An 18,557-nucleotide genomic window follows, 5' to 3' on the forward strand; every position below is an offset into this window, starting at 1 on the left:
GCAGTTGAAAGAAACCTCATATTTTTTGCGAGCTTCGATCAGAAAATATCTGCCTGAAACTTACAGAATTTCAATCTCGACTACATCAATATCGGTTGGTTTATAACGGTGTGTATCCACTTCACCGACCACCCGGACTTTTTTACCCGGATTCAGCAATTGCGCCGGTGTCGCCAGATCATGATCAATTTCGACATGGATGATGCCGGTCTGATCCTGAAGCTGGTACATTTCATCTTTAATATGTTTATGAATAGTGCCATACACCGTAACTGGTGTTTCATCTGCGGCTTTCAGTGCCTGCGCAGTGGTCATAATATTTTTTGCTGCTTGCGCAATAATTTTCTGGTCATCATCCGCAAAGGCAGGAGCTGAAAGTGCAAGCAGAACACTGGCGAAGATTAACGGCATTTTAATTTTCATGCAGGATGTACCTCTTTCTTTTATAAGCTTAATTTCAGTATACGTATCAGTATACGTAAAAACAGCGTGCTGCAATGCTGTGTCATTGTAAACATCAGCGGGCAGCGTTCAGATAAGAAAGAACAGGGAAATGAGTCTGATACATTCGAAAGGGAAGATGAAAAAGAAAACCCACCAAGCGGTGGGTTCTCATGTGTTTAGTTTCAGTCTAAAAACTTAAGATGCTTTAAACGACTCTTTAAAATCGGTTCCAGATGGCGCCTGATACACTTGTAAACCAAACTCCGGAATAATTGCCAGTAAATGATCCATAATATCTGACTGGATATTTTCATACTCTTTCCAGACCGTGGTATTGGTAAAGGCATAAATCTCCAGTGGTAAGCCTTCGCTGGTCGGTTGCAGCTGACGCACCATCAGGGACTGGTTTTTACTAATGCCCGGATGCTGCTGAAGATAAAACTCAACATAAGCACGGAACGTTCCCAGATTGGTCAGACGACGATGATTGTACTGGGCATGGTTGTTTAGCTGCTGGTTAAATTTCTCCAGTTCTTCCGCTTTGGTATTTAAATACTGATCCAGCAAAATAAACTCTTTCAGCTTGGCCTGTTCTTCAGCGCTCATGAAATGCACGCTGCTCTGATCAATATGAATCGAGCGTTTAATTCGGCGTGCACCGGCTTCCTGCATACCGCGCCAGTTTTTAAAGGTGTCGGTAATTAATTTATTGGTCGGAATGGTGGTAATGGTCTTGTCAAAGTTCTGTACTGTGACGGTATGTAATGACATATCAATGACATCACCATCGGCATTTAAAGATGGCATTTCAATCCAGTCCCCTAAACGCACCATGTCATAAGAGGCAATCTGTACTGAAGCCACCAGCGATAAAATCGTATTCTGGAACACCAGCATCAGCACCGCGGCCATGGCACCAAAACCGGCCAGCAAGGTGAATACATCTTTTTTCAGGAAGGTGCCCAGAATCATCAGACCGCAGACAATAAAGATAATCAGCTTGACCAGCTGCAAATAGCCCTTGATTGGTTTATTGCGTGACTTGGGATTGCGCTGGTAAATCAGGTTAAAGATATTCAGCAATTCGCCAATGGCCAGGGCAATGGTCAGGAAGATAAAGGCCTGCGCACCCATCTGTACAAAGGTGATGGCTTTATCAGACAAATGTGGAACGGTGGTAATCCCGTTCATGATTACAATCGCCGGCACAATATTGGCAATACGGCGGATGACGCTGTGTTCGGCAATAATTTCGTTGTGGGCAAAAGGAAGTTTGGAAATAAGCTTGCGAATGCCGCGTACCACCACCTGCTTGGCAATAAAATTGGCAATAATCGCCAATAAAATCACAATACTGAGAGATGACAGCATTTCTAGCCATGGGTATTGATCTATCCAGTCTTGCAGATTCTGGATGACGTCAAACTGTTCCAAGTGATCCTCGCTTAATTCATTTTAAAAATGTGATAGAGTTTAAAGGTTTATGTTTAAATTTATAACCTCTAATAAAATTTTTATACATATCCTGTGCATCTGCTTACGTTTAATCGGCTCTGAATCACATGAAACGGCCCATAAAAAAACCGGCCCAAGCCGGTTTTCTTTGTAGTGCTTACCACATCAGGTCATCAGGAATGACATAAGCAGCATACGGATCTTCTTCATCGGTGGTATCCGCGTTGCTTTGTGAATTATTCACCAGAATAAAGCCTTCCATTTTCTGGTTAATACGCTCCGCCAACGCTTTTGGCAAGAAGGCATAAGCTTCATTTTCCTTGGCAATCACCAGACTGCCGGCCACCAGTGCATTATAAATCTGCTGGTTGATGTAGACTTTTTTGATGGTGCCATCAATAAACTGGTACACGCTGTCGCCATCGGTGTCGCGGATTTTATGCTGGTTGATCATTTGCATGATGGCAGCTTTCAGCTCTTTTTCCTGCAAGGCGGCTTTTTTCTCTTGTTCCAGCGCCTGATCACGGGCCATTTTCTGCTGTTTGTCCTGCTCGATTTTGGCTTTGACTTCAGCATCTTTACTCACACCTGTGCGCTGCTCATGTACTGCCTGTTTAGACAGTTTTTTAGCCTTTTTATTATCGACTAAACCTGCTTTGAGTAACTGTGCCTGTAATGCATTTTTGACCATGAGAAAATGTCCGAACTATTTCTGAAAATGTCGATAACGAAAATAAATCACCCAGTACACCAGACTTAAGCTAAAACTTAAAGCCACCGGCACCAGGAAAGAGTTTAATTGTAATAAAGGATAAACTGCTGTCGCAACCAGACCGCCAATAAAGAAGCCAATTAAAATCAGCAGGTGCAGAATCACCCGGCGTTTGCCAACATGCAGGCCACGCATGCGATAGCCCAAAGCCAGACCTAAATCGGTCAGTACCCCGGATAAATGCGTGGTCCGGATGATGGTGCCTTTGTAATAGCTGATCATGGCGTTTTGAACGCCCATCGCTACACAGGCCCAGAGCAATGCATAACGCGGGAAATACGGCAGTAAAATCCAGCACAGCAGAATAAAAATAGCCACTAAACTCAGCGGCAGCCCATAACGGCGTCCGAGGAGAAAGTGGCTATTTCCCAAGATAAGTCCACTATAAAATGAACCAATCACATAACAGACAACGACCAGAAACAGATAAATTACCTGTGACCATTGCCAGTCTAAAAGTGCCATTGCCAGCATGCTGACATTACCGGTCATGTGGGAAACAGACTGGTGCAACACAGTCACTAGTCCTAGAACATTAATGATTCCTGCATTCACAGAAAGAAAAAATGCACCCAGCTGAACCCAGAGCGGTAATTTTTGAAATGGCATAATTCATTGATTAATCAACAGACGTAGTGCATATATTAACGCAAACTACGATCAACTGCGGCAGTAAATAATACATCGGTAGATGAGTTCAGTGCAGTTTCAGTTGAATCCTGCAACACGCTAATCACCATACCAATGGCCACCACTTGCATGGCGATGTCCGATGAAATTCCGAACAGACCACACGCCACCGGAATCAGCAGCAATGAACCGCCGGCCACACCTGATGCACCACAAGCCGAAACTGTTGCGACCACGGATAAAATCAGCATGGTGCTAAAGTCAACCTGAATACCTAAAGTATTCACCGCCGCCAGTGACAGCACAGTAATGGTTACAGAAGCACCAGCCATGTTAATCGCAGCACCCAACGGAATAGCAACACTGGCAGTCGATTCCTGTACCCCTAAACGCTTGGCCAAATCCAGGTTTACCGGAATGTTAGCGGCAGAGCTACGGGTAAAGAAGGCGGTAATACCACTTTCACGTAAACATTTGAATACCAGTGGATATGGATTTGAACGGGTGACAAAGCCCACCATCATCGGGTTAATCACCAGCGCCACGAAAATCATGGTACCAATCAGCACAGTTAATAATTGCGCATAGCTAACCAGTGTACTCATACCCGATTCGGCAAAAGTCACCGCCACCAGACCGAAAATACCAAACGGCGCAAAGTTAATCACCAGACGGATCACTTTATTCACAGCATCTGCAGCATCGGTCAGGAAGGCTTTGGTATTGTCAGTTGCATGACGGAAGGCCACACCTAGAGCCACGGCCCAGGCCAGAATACCAATAAAGTTGGCTTCACTAATTGCTGTTACCGGGTTAGCCACAAAACTTAATAGCAGATTCTTTAAAATCTCAGCCAGACTGCCCGGTGGTTGCATGTCGGTATTGGCCGGAATATCCAGGAACAGCGTGCTTGGGAACAGGCTGCTGGCAATTACTGCAGCCAGCGCAGCCAGGAACATACCTGCGGCATACATCAGCATAATCGGGCGGATATGCGCACTATGGCCAACCTTGAAATTGGCAATAGAGGATAACACCAGGACAAACACCAGAATCGGTGCCACGGATTTAAGCGCTTTAATGAATAAATCGCCGAGCAGGCTTAAGTAGGGCGCAAATTGTGGAAAAGCCACCGCAACTATCACACCTAAAATGATAGCGATCAGAATTCGAGTGACTAAGCTCAAGCGCAGAAATGCTGAGAACATAGGAAGGCCTTGTCTGAATTACGGACAATATAGGGAAAAATTAGCGATGTATTTTATACCGAAAATTTAAATAGCTTACAAAAAAAATCATATAAAAATCAAATGGCTGTTTTTAAATAGAATATTCGAAAAATTAAGCTATGCAAAAGTCATGATTTTTTCATGTTTTTATGCTTATGCCTGCTTTTTAGGGCAAATAATTGCCTGAAAAGCAGACAGGATCGGCATCTTAGGTGATGTCCGGACTCAGCTCGCGAATGGCCTGATAATGGGTCAGGAAAATTTTACCGCTTAAATGATTCAGTAATTTAGAGCGTTGCAGTTTGTCCATGACCGGGCCTTTAACTTCGGAAAAATGCAGCTGGATATTCAGTTTTCTCAGTTCATTGTCCAGATCTTCCAGCATTTCCAGCGCACTTAAATCAATGGCACTAATACTGGAACCGTTAATTACCACATGCTCCAGTTCCGGTTTCTGGCTGACTGCATTAATCAGGAAACCTTTTAAGGTATTGGAGTTTAAAAAGGTCAGGTCTTCATCAATCCGGATCGACAGCACTTTGGCCGAGGTGATGACCTGATGACGCTGGATATTACGGAAATGCTGGGTGCCTTCGACCAGTCCAATTTCGGCAATATGCGGCCGGCTAATACGCCACAGCAGCAGAATAAAGGTTGAAACAATCCCGATAATCAGCCCGGTAGAAATATCAATAAATAACACGCCGAAGAAGGTAATCCACATCGCCAGACCATCAGCCTTGGAATAACGCCAAGTGTCGATAAACGGTTTTAGCTCGACCAGTTTCCAGATTGACACAATAATGGTTGCCGCCAGTACAGTCAGTGGCAGATCACGGAAAAAACCGGTGAAATACAGACTGACCAGCACAATAAACAAAGATGACAGCACGCCAGCCATAGAGGTTTTGGCGCCAGCATCGGCATTGACCACGGTACGTGAGAGGCTGCCGGTCACCGGAAAGGCTGAACTGAGGCCGGCCCCAATATTGGCTGCACCCAAGGCAATGAGTTCCTGATTGCTATTCAGCTGGCTACGTTGCTGCAAGGCGGTGGCCTGAGCAATGGATAATGACTCCACAAAGCTGATCATGGCAATCATCGCGGCGCCGGGTAACAGTTGCAGTACCAGCTCCAGATTCCAGAACGGCATCGACAGCGCCGGGAAACCGGAAGGAATTTCACCGACAGTTTTAATGCCGACCTGTTGCAGATTGAAGAAATAGACCAGGGCAATGGAGACCACCACCAGTACCAGCGGTAAAGATTTAATAATAAATCCGCTGGCCCCGAGGCGCTGTTTGACTGCTTCCAGATTAAAAAACTTCGGCATGAAGACCAAAAACAGAATGGATGCGATACCAAAGATCAGGCTTTCCCAATGCATCAGGCCGATATATTCAAAGACACTCAGCACAAATTCTGGAATATTGTTGGCTTGTAACGGCACATTAAACAGAAACTTTAACTGGCCCAGTGCAATCAGCAGTGCCGAAGCAATAATAAAGCTTTTAATAACCGGATGGCTGATCAGCTGGATCAGGAAGCCAAAGCGCAGCATACCGAGCAATAGGGAAATGACCCCAACCATCAGCGCCAGCAGACAGGCGGCTTGAATATACACCGGAGAGCCGACTTCAAATAAGGGATTTAAAGTGGCAAAGGTCATCATGGAGATGATGGCCACCGGGCCAATCGAAAGCGTAGGACTGCTGCCGAAAAAGGCATAGATGATCATCGGCAGTACACTGGCATACAGTCCCATTACCGGTGGAAGACCGGCCAGCATGGCATAGGCCATACCTTGCGGCACCAGCATCGCAATGACAATTAGCGAGGCCAGCAGGTCAGATTTCAGGGTCACGGTATTATAATGTTTTAACCATTGCCAGGCGGGTAAGCGATTGAGCAGGCGTGACTTAAAATCTGACATATAAAAATCTAAATCATAAATTTAGATATATTATGCATAAAAAATGCTAAGAAATCTGCCTATGCAAAATTTATTAAAGTGGGGTAGCCGGGCAATACAGTCGATAGAGCGTGCTGAGAACTTCAACCAGTTTCGGATCTTTAATGGTGTAATAAATCTGTTTACCGTCTCGGCGGGTGTTCACCACATCACTTTTACGCAACATCATCAGCTGTTGCGACAGGGTCGGCTGGCGAATTTGAGTAATTTCCTCAATTTGCGATACATTCAACTCTTGTTGGGAAAGATGGCAAAGAATCAATAGACGGTCGGTATTGGCAAGCGATTTTAAAATCGTTACGACAGTTTCAGCAGAATCACGCATTACGTCTATTTCAAGACCATCACTCATAGTTAATTTCTCTAAAACACGTTGCTGCTAGTATAGAGCGAGTCGGGGCAAAGCGCTGAATAAAAGCGCCAAAACCCCATTGTTTTTTGTGAAAAAATATATCAAATTAACTGATAAGATCGTGTGATTAGTATCACAATAATATCTGAGAATCTGATACTTTATTTTTTACTATACTCTTTAAACTGTTTGATTTCTTTCTCAGAGAACAGCAGCTTATCTGCAATCTGCTGTTGCAGCTCAGGGGCATACCAGCCCAGATAATCTGATATTTCTGTATCAAATTGTGGTTTCAGTTGTAACTGCTGACCTTGCATCTCCAGCAGTCCAAGCTGTTGTAAACTGCCCATAAAGCTCTTTAACGTGGCACTGTCGAAGTAATAACCGCTGTTTAAATTGCCTGACTCTGCCAGCCGTTTAAATACGGTTTTGGCCATTTTTTCCAGCGCTTTTAAATCTAACTGATACGGCTCGGCATATTCCTGCAATAATTGGCTAATCAACACAAAGTTGTTCAGGCTGCTGCGTGCCAGCGTTGCCAGACTATGCATTGGATGTGTTGCTTGGAGTTCAAGCAGCTGAATGTTCTCCGACACGTCAATCCAGCCCAGTTGCTGCATGCTGCTGAGAATACGGTCAATCTGCGCAGGAAGTTCTGTGGCTGACCATTTTAAAAACAGTTCCGATTTCAGGAATGGATATAAGCGGCTGACATGCTGCTTAAGCTGCGCTGTGGTGATCGCCGGCATATCCTGCACGAGCAGGGCAATCAGCGCCGGTAAGCTTAAGCAGTGCAGAATATTATTACTAAAGTAGCTGAGTAAAATACGCTGACTTTCGGCCACACGAATCAAGGTCTGGTTATCCTGCTGATAATGCTCGACCTGTTTCAGCTTCAGCGCATATTCAATAATTTCTGGTGCCGACAGCTGGGTGATAATCATCCGATCATCATAATGCGTCGCTTTAAGCAGCTCACGATACTGTTCAATCTGGCGCAGTAAATCATCCTGGCTTAAGGCATGTTGCGGTGCATTCAGCAAGATGGTGGAAATCAGCGAAATCGGGTTAATCACCACCGCTTTATTGATATTTTCCAGAATCTCCCGTGCTGCCTGATCAACCGTGTTGATGACTGGACGTGGCAATTCATCATGAATTGAAAGCTGGATCTGATCGGCCTGATTCTGTTGCAGAATATTGTCCAGGAACACCGGTTCGCCGAAGTTGACATAGACCTGGCCAAATACTTTTTCAATTTTCCGCGCCGAGTTCAAAATGCCCCATAACGATTCAGCTTCTTTGGGCTTGCCATTCAGCTCATTTAAATAAGAGGTACCTTCCATCAGCTTTTCATAGCCAAAATAGGTCGGAATAAAGGCAATCGGTTTGGTGGCACCGCGTAAATGGCTTTGCACCGTCATCGACAGCATGCCTTTTTTCGGTGGCAGCAATAAGCCGGTACGGGAACGGCCACCTTCAATAAAATATTCCAGCGGGGTATTGCGTGACAGCAGGCTGTGCAGATATTCCTTAAATACCGATGTATATAGTGCATTACCACTAAAGGTACGGCGAATAAAATAGGCACCGCCACCACGTAAAATTTGCCCAACCACCGGTAAATTCAGGTTAATGCCGGCAGCAATATGCGGCACCATCAGGCCACGGTTAAAAATCACATAGGACAGCAGCAGATAGTCAATATGACTGCGATGACACGGCGTATAGACAATTTCATAGTCTTTGGCCAGTTCACGCACGGTATCGAAATGATGCACTTCAATCCCGTCATAGAGCTGGGTCCAGAGTTTGGTCAGTGCCAGCTCGGCAAAGCGTAAAGTCGAATAGGAAAAGTCCGATACAATTTCGGTCAGATAGCTTTTGGCGCGGTTTTCTGCCTCAAACATGCTGACTTTTTTATCAATACTTTCTTTACGAATCGCCTGTTGCACCGCCTCGGTTTTCATTAGTTTATTGATCAGGTTGCGGCGGTCGGACAGGTCAGGGCCTAAAATGGCTTCTTTATATTGGTTAAAGTTCTGGTCCAGGGTTTGCACCACAAAATGCGCCGGAGAAAAGTTCGGGCGCTCGGTCTGCGCGGTTTCCAGCAAAGCTCTTAACGATACCGGCTTGTGAAATTCAATATAGTTTTCACGGCCATATAAGGAAATATTCAGGGTTTGTTTCAGCTTGTTCGGTTTGGCCCAGGCATCGGCAAACAGGGCTTTAAACCAGGAATCTTCATATTCCGGCGCACGCCCCCAGAGCACAGTTACCGGTACTAGCTGCACATCCTGATCCGGATGCTGCTGCAAGGCCTCAATTAGACGAATCAGGCGGGCTGAATAATGATAGCTGGCATGCGGATGATCCTGCTCATTCAGTGCCAGCATCGAGTTATCTTCATTGTACTGGCCTAAAATCAGCGGTGAAAATACCGAAGGCAGACCACGTGCTTGCGCTTCTTTATCAATCAGTACAGTATTACTTAAAGAAGCGTCTTGCAGTACATAGCAGATACGGGTATGTAGCTGATTCTGGGCCAGATTCTGTTCCAGTTCGCTGGTGCTGCCCAGGACTTGCGGGGTCACAATCTTATCTAGAATTTTTTGCGTCAGGTTACGATAAAGTCGGCTGTAACTCTTGTTAGACATTGCATTCCCTAAATATTTTCATGGGCCGGATGGGCTGTTTTTACAGTAGAACCTGAGGCCGGTGGGCTGACACGGTTGTCAGTCAAGATCAAAATTGAACTAAGTTTACAGCGATTTATAGGCTGGACTGAATAGATTTCATGGAGTGATCACCTAATTTAACGAAAAACTGGCCGTATTTGTGTGAAACTTATTCAGTTTTTATTGTAACCAATCTTAGAGAAATCGAATTTTAAAATTTAAAGAAGCCTGTATGATAGAAGGTGAGGTAAATGAAAAAAGACTTAAGGAAAACATGATGACAACAGATACAGCTTTTACCGCCCCGGACAATTTGGGGATTGCGGTTTATGCCAACAATGCCGAAGCCATTGGCAATACGCCACTGGTGCGCATTAATCGTGTCATTGGCGGGGGAGCCAATGTATTTGCCAAAGTGGAAAGCCGTAATCCGGCATTTTCCGTCAAGTGCCGGATTGGTGCGGCAATGGTGGCCGATGCAGAACAGCGTGGCGCGCTTAAAGCTGGCATGCATATTGTTGAGCCAACCAGCGGCAACACCGGTATTGCGCTGGCTTTTGTAGCAGCAGCCAAAGGTTATCCGATTACTTTAACCATGCCGGCCAGCATGAGTATTGAACGCCGTAAAGTATTAAAAGCGCTGGGCGCCAATCTGGTATTGACCGAACCAGCCAAAGGCATGAAAGGCGCGATTGAAGAAGCCGAGCGTTTGGTGGCGGAGCAACCGGATGTCTATTTTATGCCGCAGCAGTTTGAAAACCCGGCCAACCCGGACATTCATGAAAAAACCACTGGGGTTGAAATCTGGCAAGCCACAGGCGGTCAGGTCGATATTCTGGTTGCCGGCGTGGGCACGGGCGGTACGCTTACCGGTATTTCGCGTTATTTCGAAAAAGTGCAGAACCAGCCGTTGTATTCGGTGGCGGTTGAGCCGGCAGAATCAGCCATTATTGGTCAGGCCAAACGTGGTGAAGCGATTAGCCCGGCACCACACAAAATTCAGGGTATTGGCGCCAACTTTATTCCTAAAAACCTCGATTTAGACCTGGTTGATGAAGTCATTGCCATTCCAAGCCAGGAAGCAATTGATTTTGCGCGTAAGACAGCAACGCAGGAAGGCATTCTGGTTGGAATTTCCAGTGGTGCCGCAATGGCGGCTGCGGCACAGCTGGCTGCACGTCCGGAAAATGCCGGTAAAAATATTGTGGTGATTTTGCCAGATGGTGGCGAGCGCTATTTATCTTCAGTGCTGTTTGAAGATATTTCTGCCGACTAAGTCTGTCGACTGCAAAAATAGCCATAAAAAAGCTCGCCATCGTTGCGGGCTTTTTTATTCGGCGTGACCTGAGGGTAGCGGATAAATACAGCGTTGACTGACCGCAGCACTCTCCACCTCGAGCACATCCAGCGCATCCCATTTCAACATTTGTTCGGTGAGCCAGACAAAATCCTGCGCTTGCGGCTGGGCTGACGATTCATCCACCAAACTGCGAATAATATTCTGAATAAAATAATAGTGTTCGACATGGACCTGTGCGGAACAAGGAAACTGGATGATGCCGGCCTCATTTAGCATTTGCCAGACTGCTTGTACATCTTCCAGCTGGTGCAATTCGGCTTGCGCGCGCTGAATGGCAGAGGTCATGGCATTTAAGGTATTCGGATGCTGGGCGGCCCATTCTGCGGTTACCGCTAGCACTTTATCGGCCACTTGCGGAATAACCTGCTGACCCGAGAGCAATATTTTAGAATAGCCCTGTAATTCGGCCTGGGTATTCCAGGGTTCGCCAACACAAAAGCCATCAATCTGCTGCTGGGAAATCGCTTCGACCATATATGGCGGTGGCAGCGTACTGAGCTGAATATTTTTCGCCAGGATCGGGTCGGCCAAGGCCAGCCATTCTCTTAAACAGTAATGATGAATCGAGGCGTGAAAGACGTGCGCCAGCTGTATCGGGCGTTGCTGATGCGCGTTTATCAGTTTTTTGGCAATGTGTGCGGCATCATCTTCCGGCTGGATGCCCAGTTCAAAACACAGCGATTGACTCAGGCTGATGTAAGCCTGATTGGTACTTAGCACCAGCGGCGTTTGCAGCGGAATCCCCAGTTGGTCGGTGCCGAGCGCCGCCGCCGGTAACATGGCCGACAGGCAATGCGCGGCATCCATAAAACCAAAGGCCAGCCGGTCTCTTAAACTGGCCCAGGACGGTTCTTTTAGCAGTTCGACATTGAGGCCGGCATCGGCAAAAAAGCCACGCTGTTTGGCCCATAAAATGGCCACGCAGTCGAGCAAAGGAATATAGCCAATCTGAAGTTCGGTTTTTTCTAAGTTATGCATGGCTAATCCTTAAATTGGTTTTGCAGGAGTTGCTGGGCATCGAGCAGGCGCCGTGCCATTTCACCAATGGTCATCCGGTGGCTCATGGCATTTTTGCGTAGCAGGCCAAAGGCATCTTCTTCGCTTAAGGCATGCATCTGCATCAGTAAGACCTTGGCTTTTTCGACATCTTTACGGTCGGCCAGTTTGCCTTTGGTTTCTTCCAGATCGTGCAGCAGCTTTTTGTGTTTTTTAAACTGCTCGATGGAAATTTCCAGAATGCTGTCCAGCTTGGCCGGATCAATCCCATCGACAATATAGGCAGTAACACCGGCATCAATGGCATTTTTGATGGTGTCTTTGTGGCTGTTTTTGGTGAACAGCACGGTCGGTAAATCAAACTGGCTGACGCAGCTTTCAATAATGTCCCGATGCGGATGGTCCATATCCAGCAGAATTACATCGGCATGCAATTGCTGTAAATGGAACATATTGGAATGATTGATAATTAAACAGGCAACCACCTCAAATTCATGCTGAATTAAGGAGGCTTTGATGAACTCTGCGCGCTCGAGATCATCATCAATTAACGCGATTTTCAGTTTTGGCATGCAACTCTCAATAGAGTCTGTACAACGAGTGCTTTTAATAATGCAAAGATGGTGCCAAACCCAAATTTATTGAAATAAAACCTTTAAAATCAAAAATTAAATCTGAACTTAACAGGAAGATGCACTTGCATGAAACAAAACGCACCAAGATAAGGCAGGGGACTTCAAAAAATAAAACAGGAGGCTGCCAGAACCGTAAAATTGGGATGCCACTCGCATCTGAATACCTTCACCCAGAATAGATAACCCTAAAAACCCAATAAAAAACAGCAAGCTACTGAGTTTTTCTAAAAAGTTGGCACGCTATCTGCATTATTCCAGCTGAGTCAAAGAAGACTCCCAAAATTTGAAAGACGGCCAACGACGTCCGCTCTGTTCGAATCTGTTATGCAGCTATCCGTATAGCAGGTTAACCCACACGTTCAGTTCAGGTAGGAGATGGTCATGTCTTCAAATTTGCAAGCGAATAAAGCGACAAAAATAAGTCTATTTAACTTTAAAACTTCAGCGATGAGAGCCTTCCATATGAGTTGGCTCGCATTTTTTGTCTGTTTCTTTGCCTGGTTTGCCTGCGCACCGTTAATGCCAGTCATTGCCGGCGAGTTCAACCTAACCAAAGATCAGATTGCCAATATCAATATTGCTGCGGTGGCCATCACCATTCTGGTCCGTTTAATTGTCGGGCCGCTGTGTGATAAATACGGCCCGCGTAAAACCTATACTGCTTTGTTAATTATCGGCAGTATTCCGGTGTTTGGGGTGGCGGCTTCCAACAGTTATGAATCTTTCCTGTTTTTCCGTTTGCTGATTGGCGCCATTGGTGCCAGCTTCGTGATTACCCAATATCACACCAGCATCATGTTTGCACCGAATGTGGTGGGAACAGCCAATGCCACTACGGCAGGCTGGGGCAATGCCGGCGGCGGCGCTACCCAGGCACTGATGCCTTTGCTGTTATCTGCCTTGGTCATGTTTGGGGTCGAGCAGGCCATGGGCTGGCGTATTGCCTTGCTGGTACCGGGCATCATGATGATTATTGTCGGCATCCTGTACTGGAAACTGACTCAGGACTGTACCCAAGGCAACTTTAAAGAATTACGCGAACAGGGCATTCAGGTCGGCAGCGACAAAAAAGGCGGTATGGCGATTCTGCTGCATGCTGCACGTAACTACCGCGTCTGGATTTTATTTGGTGCCTATGCTGCCTGTTTCGGGATTGAAATCTTTATTCACAACATTGTGGCGATGTATTACGTCGAACACTTCAGCTTTGGCCTGAAAGAAGCCGGCATGGCAGCGGGCATCTTCGGTTTGCTGGCCCTGTTTGCCCGTGCATTGGGCGGCATTGTCTCTGACAAGGTAGCACTAAAAAGCGGTCTGGATGGGCGTACTAAAGTGCTGTTTGCCATGATTTTAATGGAAGGCTTGTTCCTGATTCTGTTCTCGCAAATGAACAGCGCCATGCTGGCCATTTTAGTCATGACCATTTTTGCCCTGTTTACCCATATGGCCTGCGGCGCGACCTATGCACTGGTGCCATTTATTGACCGCGATGCACTGGGCGGCGTGGCTGGCATTATTGGGGCTGGTGGGAACGTCGGCGCAGTCGCCGCAGGCTTCCTGTTAAAAGGCGTACTGGATATTCAGACCTGCCTGATGGTTCTGGGCGGACTGGTGGTAATTGCCGCAAGTTTTGTCCTGATGATTCGCTTCTCGGTGGAGCACAAAGAAAAAGAACAACGCCTGTTCGAACAGGCCATTGTTGAACGCAATAACGCAGCCTAAGCCAACACAGAATATTATTGAGGAGAACTGTATGAAACTTGTCATGATTGGCCACGGTATGGTCGGCCACAAATTTATTGAATCGGTTTTGGAAACTGCGGGCGATGAGGTTGAAATCACCATTTTGGCAGAAGAACCGCGTTTGGCTTATGACCGCGTACATTTAACCGAATACTTCACCGGCAAGTCTGCCAAAGACTTAAGCTTATGCCGTAGTGACTTCGCCGATGCCTATGGCATTGATCTGCGCCTCAATACCAAAGCCACGGCTATTGACCCGGTACATAAACTGGTCACCACCAATCAGGGTGATGTGATTGCCTATGACAAACTGGTACTGGCGACGGGCTCTTATGCCTTTGTGCCACCTATTCCGGGCAATGACCGTGAAAACTGCTTTGTTTACCGTACCATTGAAGATCTGGATGCAATTAAAGCCGCTAGTCTGAATGCCAAATCTGGTGTCGTGATTGGTGGCGGTTTACTTGGTCTGGAAGCAGCCAAAGCCTTAAAAGACCTAAATCTGGAAACCCATGTAGTCGAGTTTGCGCCGCGTCTGATGGCGGTGCAGGTTGATGACCTGGGCGGTAAGGTGCTGCGCAGCAAAATTGAAGATCTGGGCGTGAAAGTCCATACCCAGAAAGCCACCTCCTCAATTGAAGATGGCGCGTCGGCCAAGCATGTGATGAAGTTTGGTGATGGTGCTGAACTGGAAACCGATATCATCCTGTTTTCTGCCGGGATTCGTCCACGTGATGAACTGGCGCGCCAAAGCGGACTCAGCATTGGCGAGCGCGGTGGGATTGTGATTAATGATTACTGTCAGACTTCCAATCCGGATATTTATGCGATTGGGGAATGTGCGCTGTGGCAAAACAAGATTTACGGTCTGGTCGCACCGGGCTATGACATGGCTCGAATTGCCGCCAAGCATGTGATGCAGCAAAACCCGAACTGCTTTGCTGGCGCCGACATGAGCACTAAATTAAAGCTGATGGGTGTGGATGTGGCATCTATTGGTGATGCACATGCCATGACTCCAAATTCACTCAGCTATTTTTATGCCGATGAAGATGCGCTGATCTACAAGAAAATTGTGGTTAATGCGGAAAAAAACCGATTGCTGGGTGCGGTGCTGGTTGGCTGTGCCAAAGAATATAACGATCTACTGCAAATGATGCTGAATGGTCTGGCAGTTCCAGAACAGCCAGAAAGCCTGATCATGCCGGGCTTTGCCGAGTCAGGTGCCAAAGCCGGTGGCAGCGGTGTCGATTTGCTGCCAGACAGCGCCACCATCTGTTCCTGTAATAACGTGTCTAAAGCCGATATCTGCCAGGCGATTGAAGCCGGTTCAACTTCACTCGGTGCACTGAAGAAATGTACCCAGGCCGCAACTGCTTGTGGGGGCTGTGCACCTTTAGTGACTCAGGTATTAAAAGCCGAATTGCAGCGTCAAGGGGTGACGGTCAATAACCATCTTTGTGAACACTTTGCCTATTCGCGTCAGGAACTGTATCACCTGGTGCGTGTGAACGAGATCAAGACTTTTGAAGATTTAATCCAGCAACATGGTCACGGTCTGGGCTGTGATATCTGTAAACCAACTGTGGCCAATATTCTGGCCTCCTGCTGGAATGACTTTGTGCTAAAACCAAGTCATGCCGGCCTGCAAGATAGCAATGACTACTATCTGGGCAATATCCAGAAAGATGGTTCTTATTCGGTGGTCCCACGAATGGCCGGTGGTGAAGTGACTCCAGATGGCCTGATTGCCATTGGCCAGATTGCCAAGGAATACGGCCTGTACACCAAACTGACCGGTGGTCAGCGCGTGGATATGTTTGGGGCGCAGGTACATCAGTTACCGGAAATCTGGCAAAAACTGATTGATGCCGGTTTTGAATCGGGTCATGCCTACGGCAAGTCACTGCGTACCGTAAAATCTTGCGTGGGTAGCACCTGGTGCCGTTATGGCGTGGATGATTCAGTTGGCTTGGCGATTTTCCTGGAAAACCGTTACAAAGGCCTGCGCTCTCCACACAAACTGAAAATGGCCGTATCGGGCTGTACCCGTGAATGTGCCGAAGCACAAAGTAAAGATGTGGGCGTGATTGCCACTGAAAAAGGCTGGAACCTGTATGTTTGCGGCAACGGCGGCATGAAACCGCGTCATGCCGAGCTGCTGGCTTCCGATCTGGATACCAGTACCTTAATCAAATACATCGACCGCTTCTTTATGTTCTACATTCAAACCGCAGACCGTTTACAACGTACTTCGGTTTGGCGCGACAACCTGGAGGGCGGGCTGGATTATCTGAAAGACGTGATTGTGCACGATTCCTTAGGTCTGGCCGAAGAACTAGAACGCCGCATGCAGCATGTGGTGGGTACTTATCAGGATGAATGGCGTACCGCGATTGAAGATCCGGAAGTACGTAAACGCTTTAAAACCTTTATCAATGCCAAAGCCGAGCAGCAGCACGATCCGCACATCCAGTTTGCCACCGAGCGTGGGCAGATTCGCCCGAAAACGGCGGCCGAGCGTGATGAAAGCCGGATTCCGGTGATGCAGGCATAACCTTCAAGATCAAGACACATCTTCTGAAGCAAATCCGCCAGAAAAACCAAATGAGATATGCAGCAGAAGATGCCAAAGTACAGGATAACGATGATGACAATTTTAAAAGATATGAATGAACTGGATTGGGTAGAGGTCTGTCATCTGGAGGAGATTACCCCACATACCGGCGTGGCAGCCTTGGTAGAAGGCCAGCAGATTGCAATTTTCCGTGTGGGGCAGGAACAGCGTGTTTATGCCCTGAGTAATCAGGACCCGTTTAGCGGCGCCAATGTGATGTCGCGCGGTATTCTGGGTGATTTGCAAGGTGAGCGTGTGGTGGCATCACCAATCTATAAACAGCATTTCAGTCTGGCCACCGGCCGCTGTCTGGAAGATAAAGACCAGAAATTACTGGTGTTTCCAAGCAAAATTGAACAGGGCCGGGTTTTTGTCAGTCCGACCGCACAAAAAACCTATATCACCAATAATGGCGTGCAACAGGAAAAAATGAAGCTGGTGCTGGTGGGTAATGGTCTGGCGGGCATGCGCTGTCTGGAAGATTTGCTGGATATGGCACCTGATCGTTACGAGATTACCGTGATTGGCGAAGAACCGTGGGGCAACTACAACCGGATTATGCTGTCCCCGGTCTTGGCCGGTGATAAAACGGTGGACGATATCATGCTGCATCCGCATGCCTGGTATGCCGAAAAAGGTATTCAGCTGATTGCCGGTGATGCTGCGGTGAAAATTGATCGTCCACGCAAGCAAGTCTTCACCCAGTCGGGGCAGGTGGTGAATTATGACCGGCTGATTTTAGCCACTGGCTCGCAGCCCTTTATTCCACCAATTCCGGGCACAGAGCTGGACGGTGTGCTCAGCTTCCGCGATATCTATGATGTGAACAGGATGCTGGAATATTGCGAACAGAAACAAAACGCCGTGGTTATTGGTGGTGGTTTACTTGGACTTGAAGCAGCCTATGGTTTGAAACAGCGTGGCATGAACGTGACCGTGCTGCATCTAATGGACCGGATTATGGACCGCCAGCTGGATAGCAAAGCCAGCTTAATGTTGAAAAACAGTATTGAAGAAAAGGGTATTCGCGTACTGACCGAAGCCAATACCGAAACGCTGCTTGGTGAAAATGGCCATGTGACACAAGTCCGGCTAAAAGATGGCACGCTGCTCGATGCCGATCTGGTGGTGTTTGCGGTGGGAATCCGTCCGAATATTGCACTGGCGCAAAGTGCCGGCCTGCGCTGTCAGCGTGGGGTGCTGGTCAATGACACCATGCAAAGTTATGACCCGAGTATTTATGCAGTCGGTGAGTGTATCGAACATCGTGGTCAAACTTTTGGTCTGGTGGAACCGCTGTGGGGCCAAGCCTTTATTTGTGCCTCGCATCTGGCAGAACACGGTAGCTTGACCTTTAAGGCACCTACTGTTCCGACCCAGCTCAAAGTCAGTGGTTGTGATGTGTTCTCGGCCGGTAATTTTGAACCGGAAGATGATTTTGAAGACATTGTCCTGAATGATGAAAAACGTCAGATTTATAAACGCATCATCATCCAGAAAGACAAAGTCATTGGTGCAGTACTGTTTGGTGATACCGAGGATGGTGCATGGTATGCCGAGCTGATTGTAGATCAGACACCAATCACTTCGATTCGGAATAAACTGCTATTTGGTCGGGATTTTGCATTAAAGAAAGCAGGGTAATTAGATCTCTGTAATTAGTACTTCATAAGA

Annotated in this window: 14 protein-coding genes; 4 read left to right on the forward strand and 10 right to left on the reverse strand. The window is 47.1% G+C overall.

What is annotated here, in order from left to right; translation table 11 throughout:
* Nucleotides 1–60 precede the first annotated feature (60 nt).
* The 8 genes from FTU54_RS07015 to plsB all read right to left on the reverse strand — a co-directional run bounded on the left by FTU54_RS07015 (nucleotide 61) and on the right by plsB (nucleotide 9,511).
* On the reverse strand, nucleotides 61–423 hold the full coding sequence (locus FTU54_RS07015; protein ID WP_075166578.1) for a NirD/YgiW/YdeI family stress tolerance protein: 363 nt from the start codon (nucleotides 421–423) through the stop codon (nucleotides 61–63).
* 216 nt (nucleotides 424–639) lie between these two features.
* Nucleotides 640–1,878, reverse strand: a complete 1,239-nt coding sequence (locus tag FTU54_RS07020) for a mechanosensitive ion channel family protein (RefSeq protein ID WP_016658089.1) — start codon at nucleotides 1,876–1,878, stop codon at nucleotides 640–642.
* Nucleotides 1,879–2,056: 178 nt separating this feature from the next.
* The gene (locus FTU54_RS07025; RefSeq protein WP_016658090.1) at nucleotides 2,057–2,590 is read right to left on the reverse strand and encodes a DUF2058 domain-containing protein; all 534 of its coding nucleotides are present in this window, start codon (nucleotides 2,588–2,590) and stop codon (nucleotides 2,057–2,059) included.
* A gap of 15 nt (nucleotides 2,591–2,605) precedes the next feature.
* Nucleotides 2,606–3,280 carry a YoaK family protein gene (locus tag FTU54_RS07030; protein WP_180074585.1) on the reverse strand — a complete coding sequence of 225 codons (675 nt, stop codon included), beginning with the start codon at nucleotides 3,278–3,280 and terminating at the stop codon, nucleotides 2,606–2,608.
* 35 nt (nucleotides 3,281–3,315) lie between these two features.
* Nucleotides 3,316–4,509, reverse strand: coding sequence for a serine/threonine transporter SstT (sstT, locus tag FTU54_RS07035; RefSeq protein WP_045794785.1), 1,194 nt, complete (start codon nucleotides 4,507–4,509; stop codon nucleotides 3,316–3,318).
* A gap of 229 nt (nucleotides 4,510–4,738) precedes the next feature.
* Entirely contained in the window at nucleotides 4,739–6,463 is a 1,725-nt protein-coding gene (locus FTU54_RS07040; protein ID WP_104494982.1) for a SulP family inorganic anion transporter, read from the reverse strand.
* A gap of 73 nt (nucleotides 6,464–6,536) precedes the next feature.
* Nucleotides 6,537–6,854, reverse strand: coding sequence for a helix-turn-helix transcriptional regulator (locus FTU54_RS07045; RefSeq protein WP_005178157.1), 318 nt, complete (start codon nucleotides 6,852–6,854; stop codon nucleotides 6,537–6,539).
* Nucleotides 6,855–7,015: 161 nt separating this feature from the next.
* Entirely contained in the window at nucleotides 7,016–9,511 is a 2,496-nt protein-coding gene (gene plsB, locus FTU54_RS07050) for a glycerol-3-phosphate 1-O-acyltransferase PlsB (RefSeq protein WP_180074586.1), read from the reverse strand.
* A gap of 298 nt (nucleotides 9,512–9,809) precedes the next feature.
* Here plsB and cysK point away from each other — a divergent pair, with 298 nt between their 5' ends.
* Nucleotides 9,810–10,808, forward strand: a complete 999-nt coding sequence (gene cysK, locus FTU54_RS07055) for a cysteine synthase A (protein WP_016658093.1) — start codon at nucleotides 9,810–9,812, stop codon at nucleotides 10,806–10,808.
* Nucleotides 10,809–10,862: 54 nt separating this feature from the next.
* On the opposite strand, the gene FTU54_RS07060 is transcribed toward cysK, so the two are convergent.
* Both FTU54_RS07060 and FTU54_RS07065 read right to left on the reverse strand, forming a co-directional pair.
* A complete protein-coding gene (locus FTU54_RS07060; protein WP_180074587.1) occupies nucleotides 10,863–11,870 on the reverse strand; it encodes an ABC transporter substrate-binding protein in 1,008 nt (335 codons plus the stop codon).
* Between the two features lie 2 nt (nucleotides 11,871–11,872).
* Complete coding sequence (locus FTU54_RS07065; RefSeq protein WP_005178149.1) at nucleotides 11,873–12,460, reverse strand: ANTAR domain-containing response regulator; 588 nt, start codon at nucleotides 12,458–12,460, stop codon at nucleotides 11,873–11,875.
* A gap of 444 nt (nucleotides 12,461–12,904) precedes the next feature.
* Here FTU54_RS07065 and FTU54_RS07070 point away from each other — a divergent pair, with 444 nt between their 5' ends.
* The 3 genes from FTU54_RS07070 (at nucleotide 12,905) to nirD (ending at nucleotide 18,527) form a co-directional block, all read left to right on the forward strand.
* Nucleotides 12,905–14,245, forward strand: a complete 1,341-nt coding sequence (locus tag FTU54_RS07070; RefSeq protein ID WP_005178146.1) for an MFS transporter — start codon at nucleotides 12,905–12,907, stop codon at nucleotides 14,243–14,245.
* Nucleotides 14,246–14,276: 31 nt separating this feature from the next.
* Entirely contained in the window at nucleotides 14,277–16,823 is a 2,547-nt protein-coding gene (nirB, locus tag FTU54_RS07075; protein ID WP_016658097.1) for a nitrite reductase large subunit NirB, read from the forward strand.
* Between the two features lie 93 nt (nucleotides 16,824–16,916).
* The gene (nirD, locus tag FTU54_RS07080) at nucleotides 16,917–18,527 is read left to right on the forward strand and encodes a nitrite reductase small subunit NirD (RefSeq protein ID WP_180074588.1); all 1,611 of its coding nucleotides are present in this window, start codon (nucleotides 16,917–16,919) and stop codon (nucleotides 18,525–18,527) included.
* Nucleotides 18,528–18,557: the final 30 nt, after the last annotated feature.

The organism is Acinetobacter sp. YH12116, from assembly GCF_013418895.1.
In the GTDB taxonomy this organism is placed as follows: domain Bacteria; phylum Pseudomonadota; class Gammaproteobacteria; order Pseudomonadales; family Moraxellaceae; genus Acinetobacter; species Acinetobacter indicus.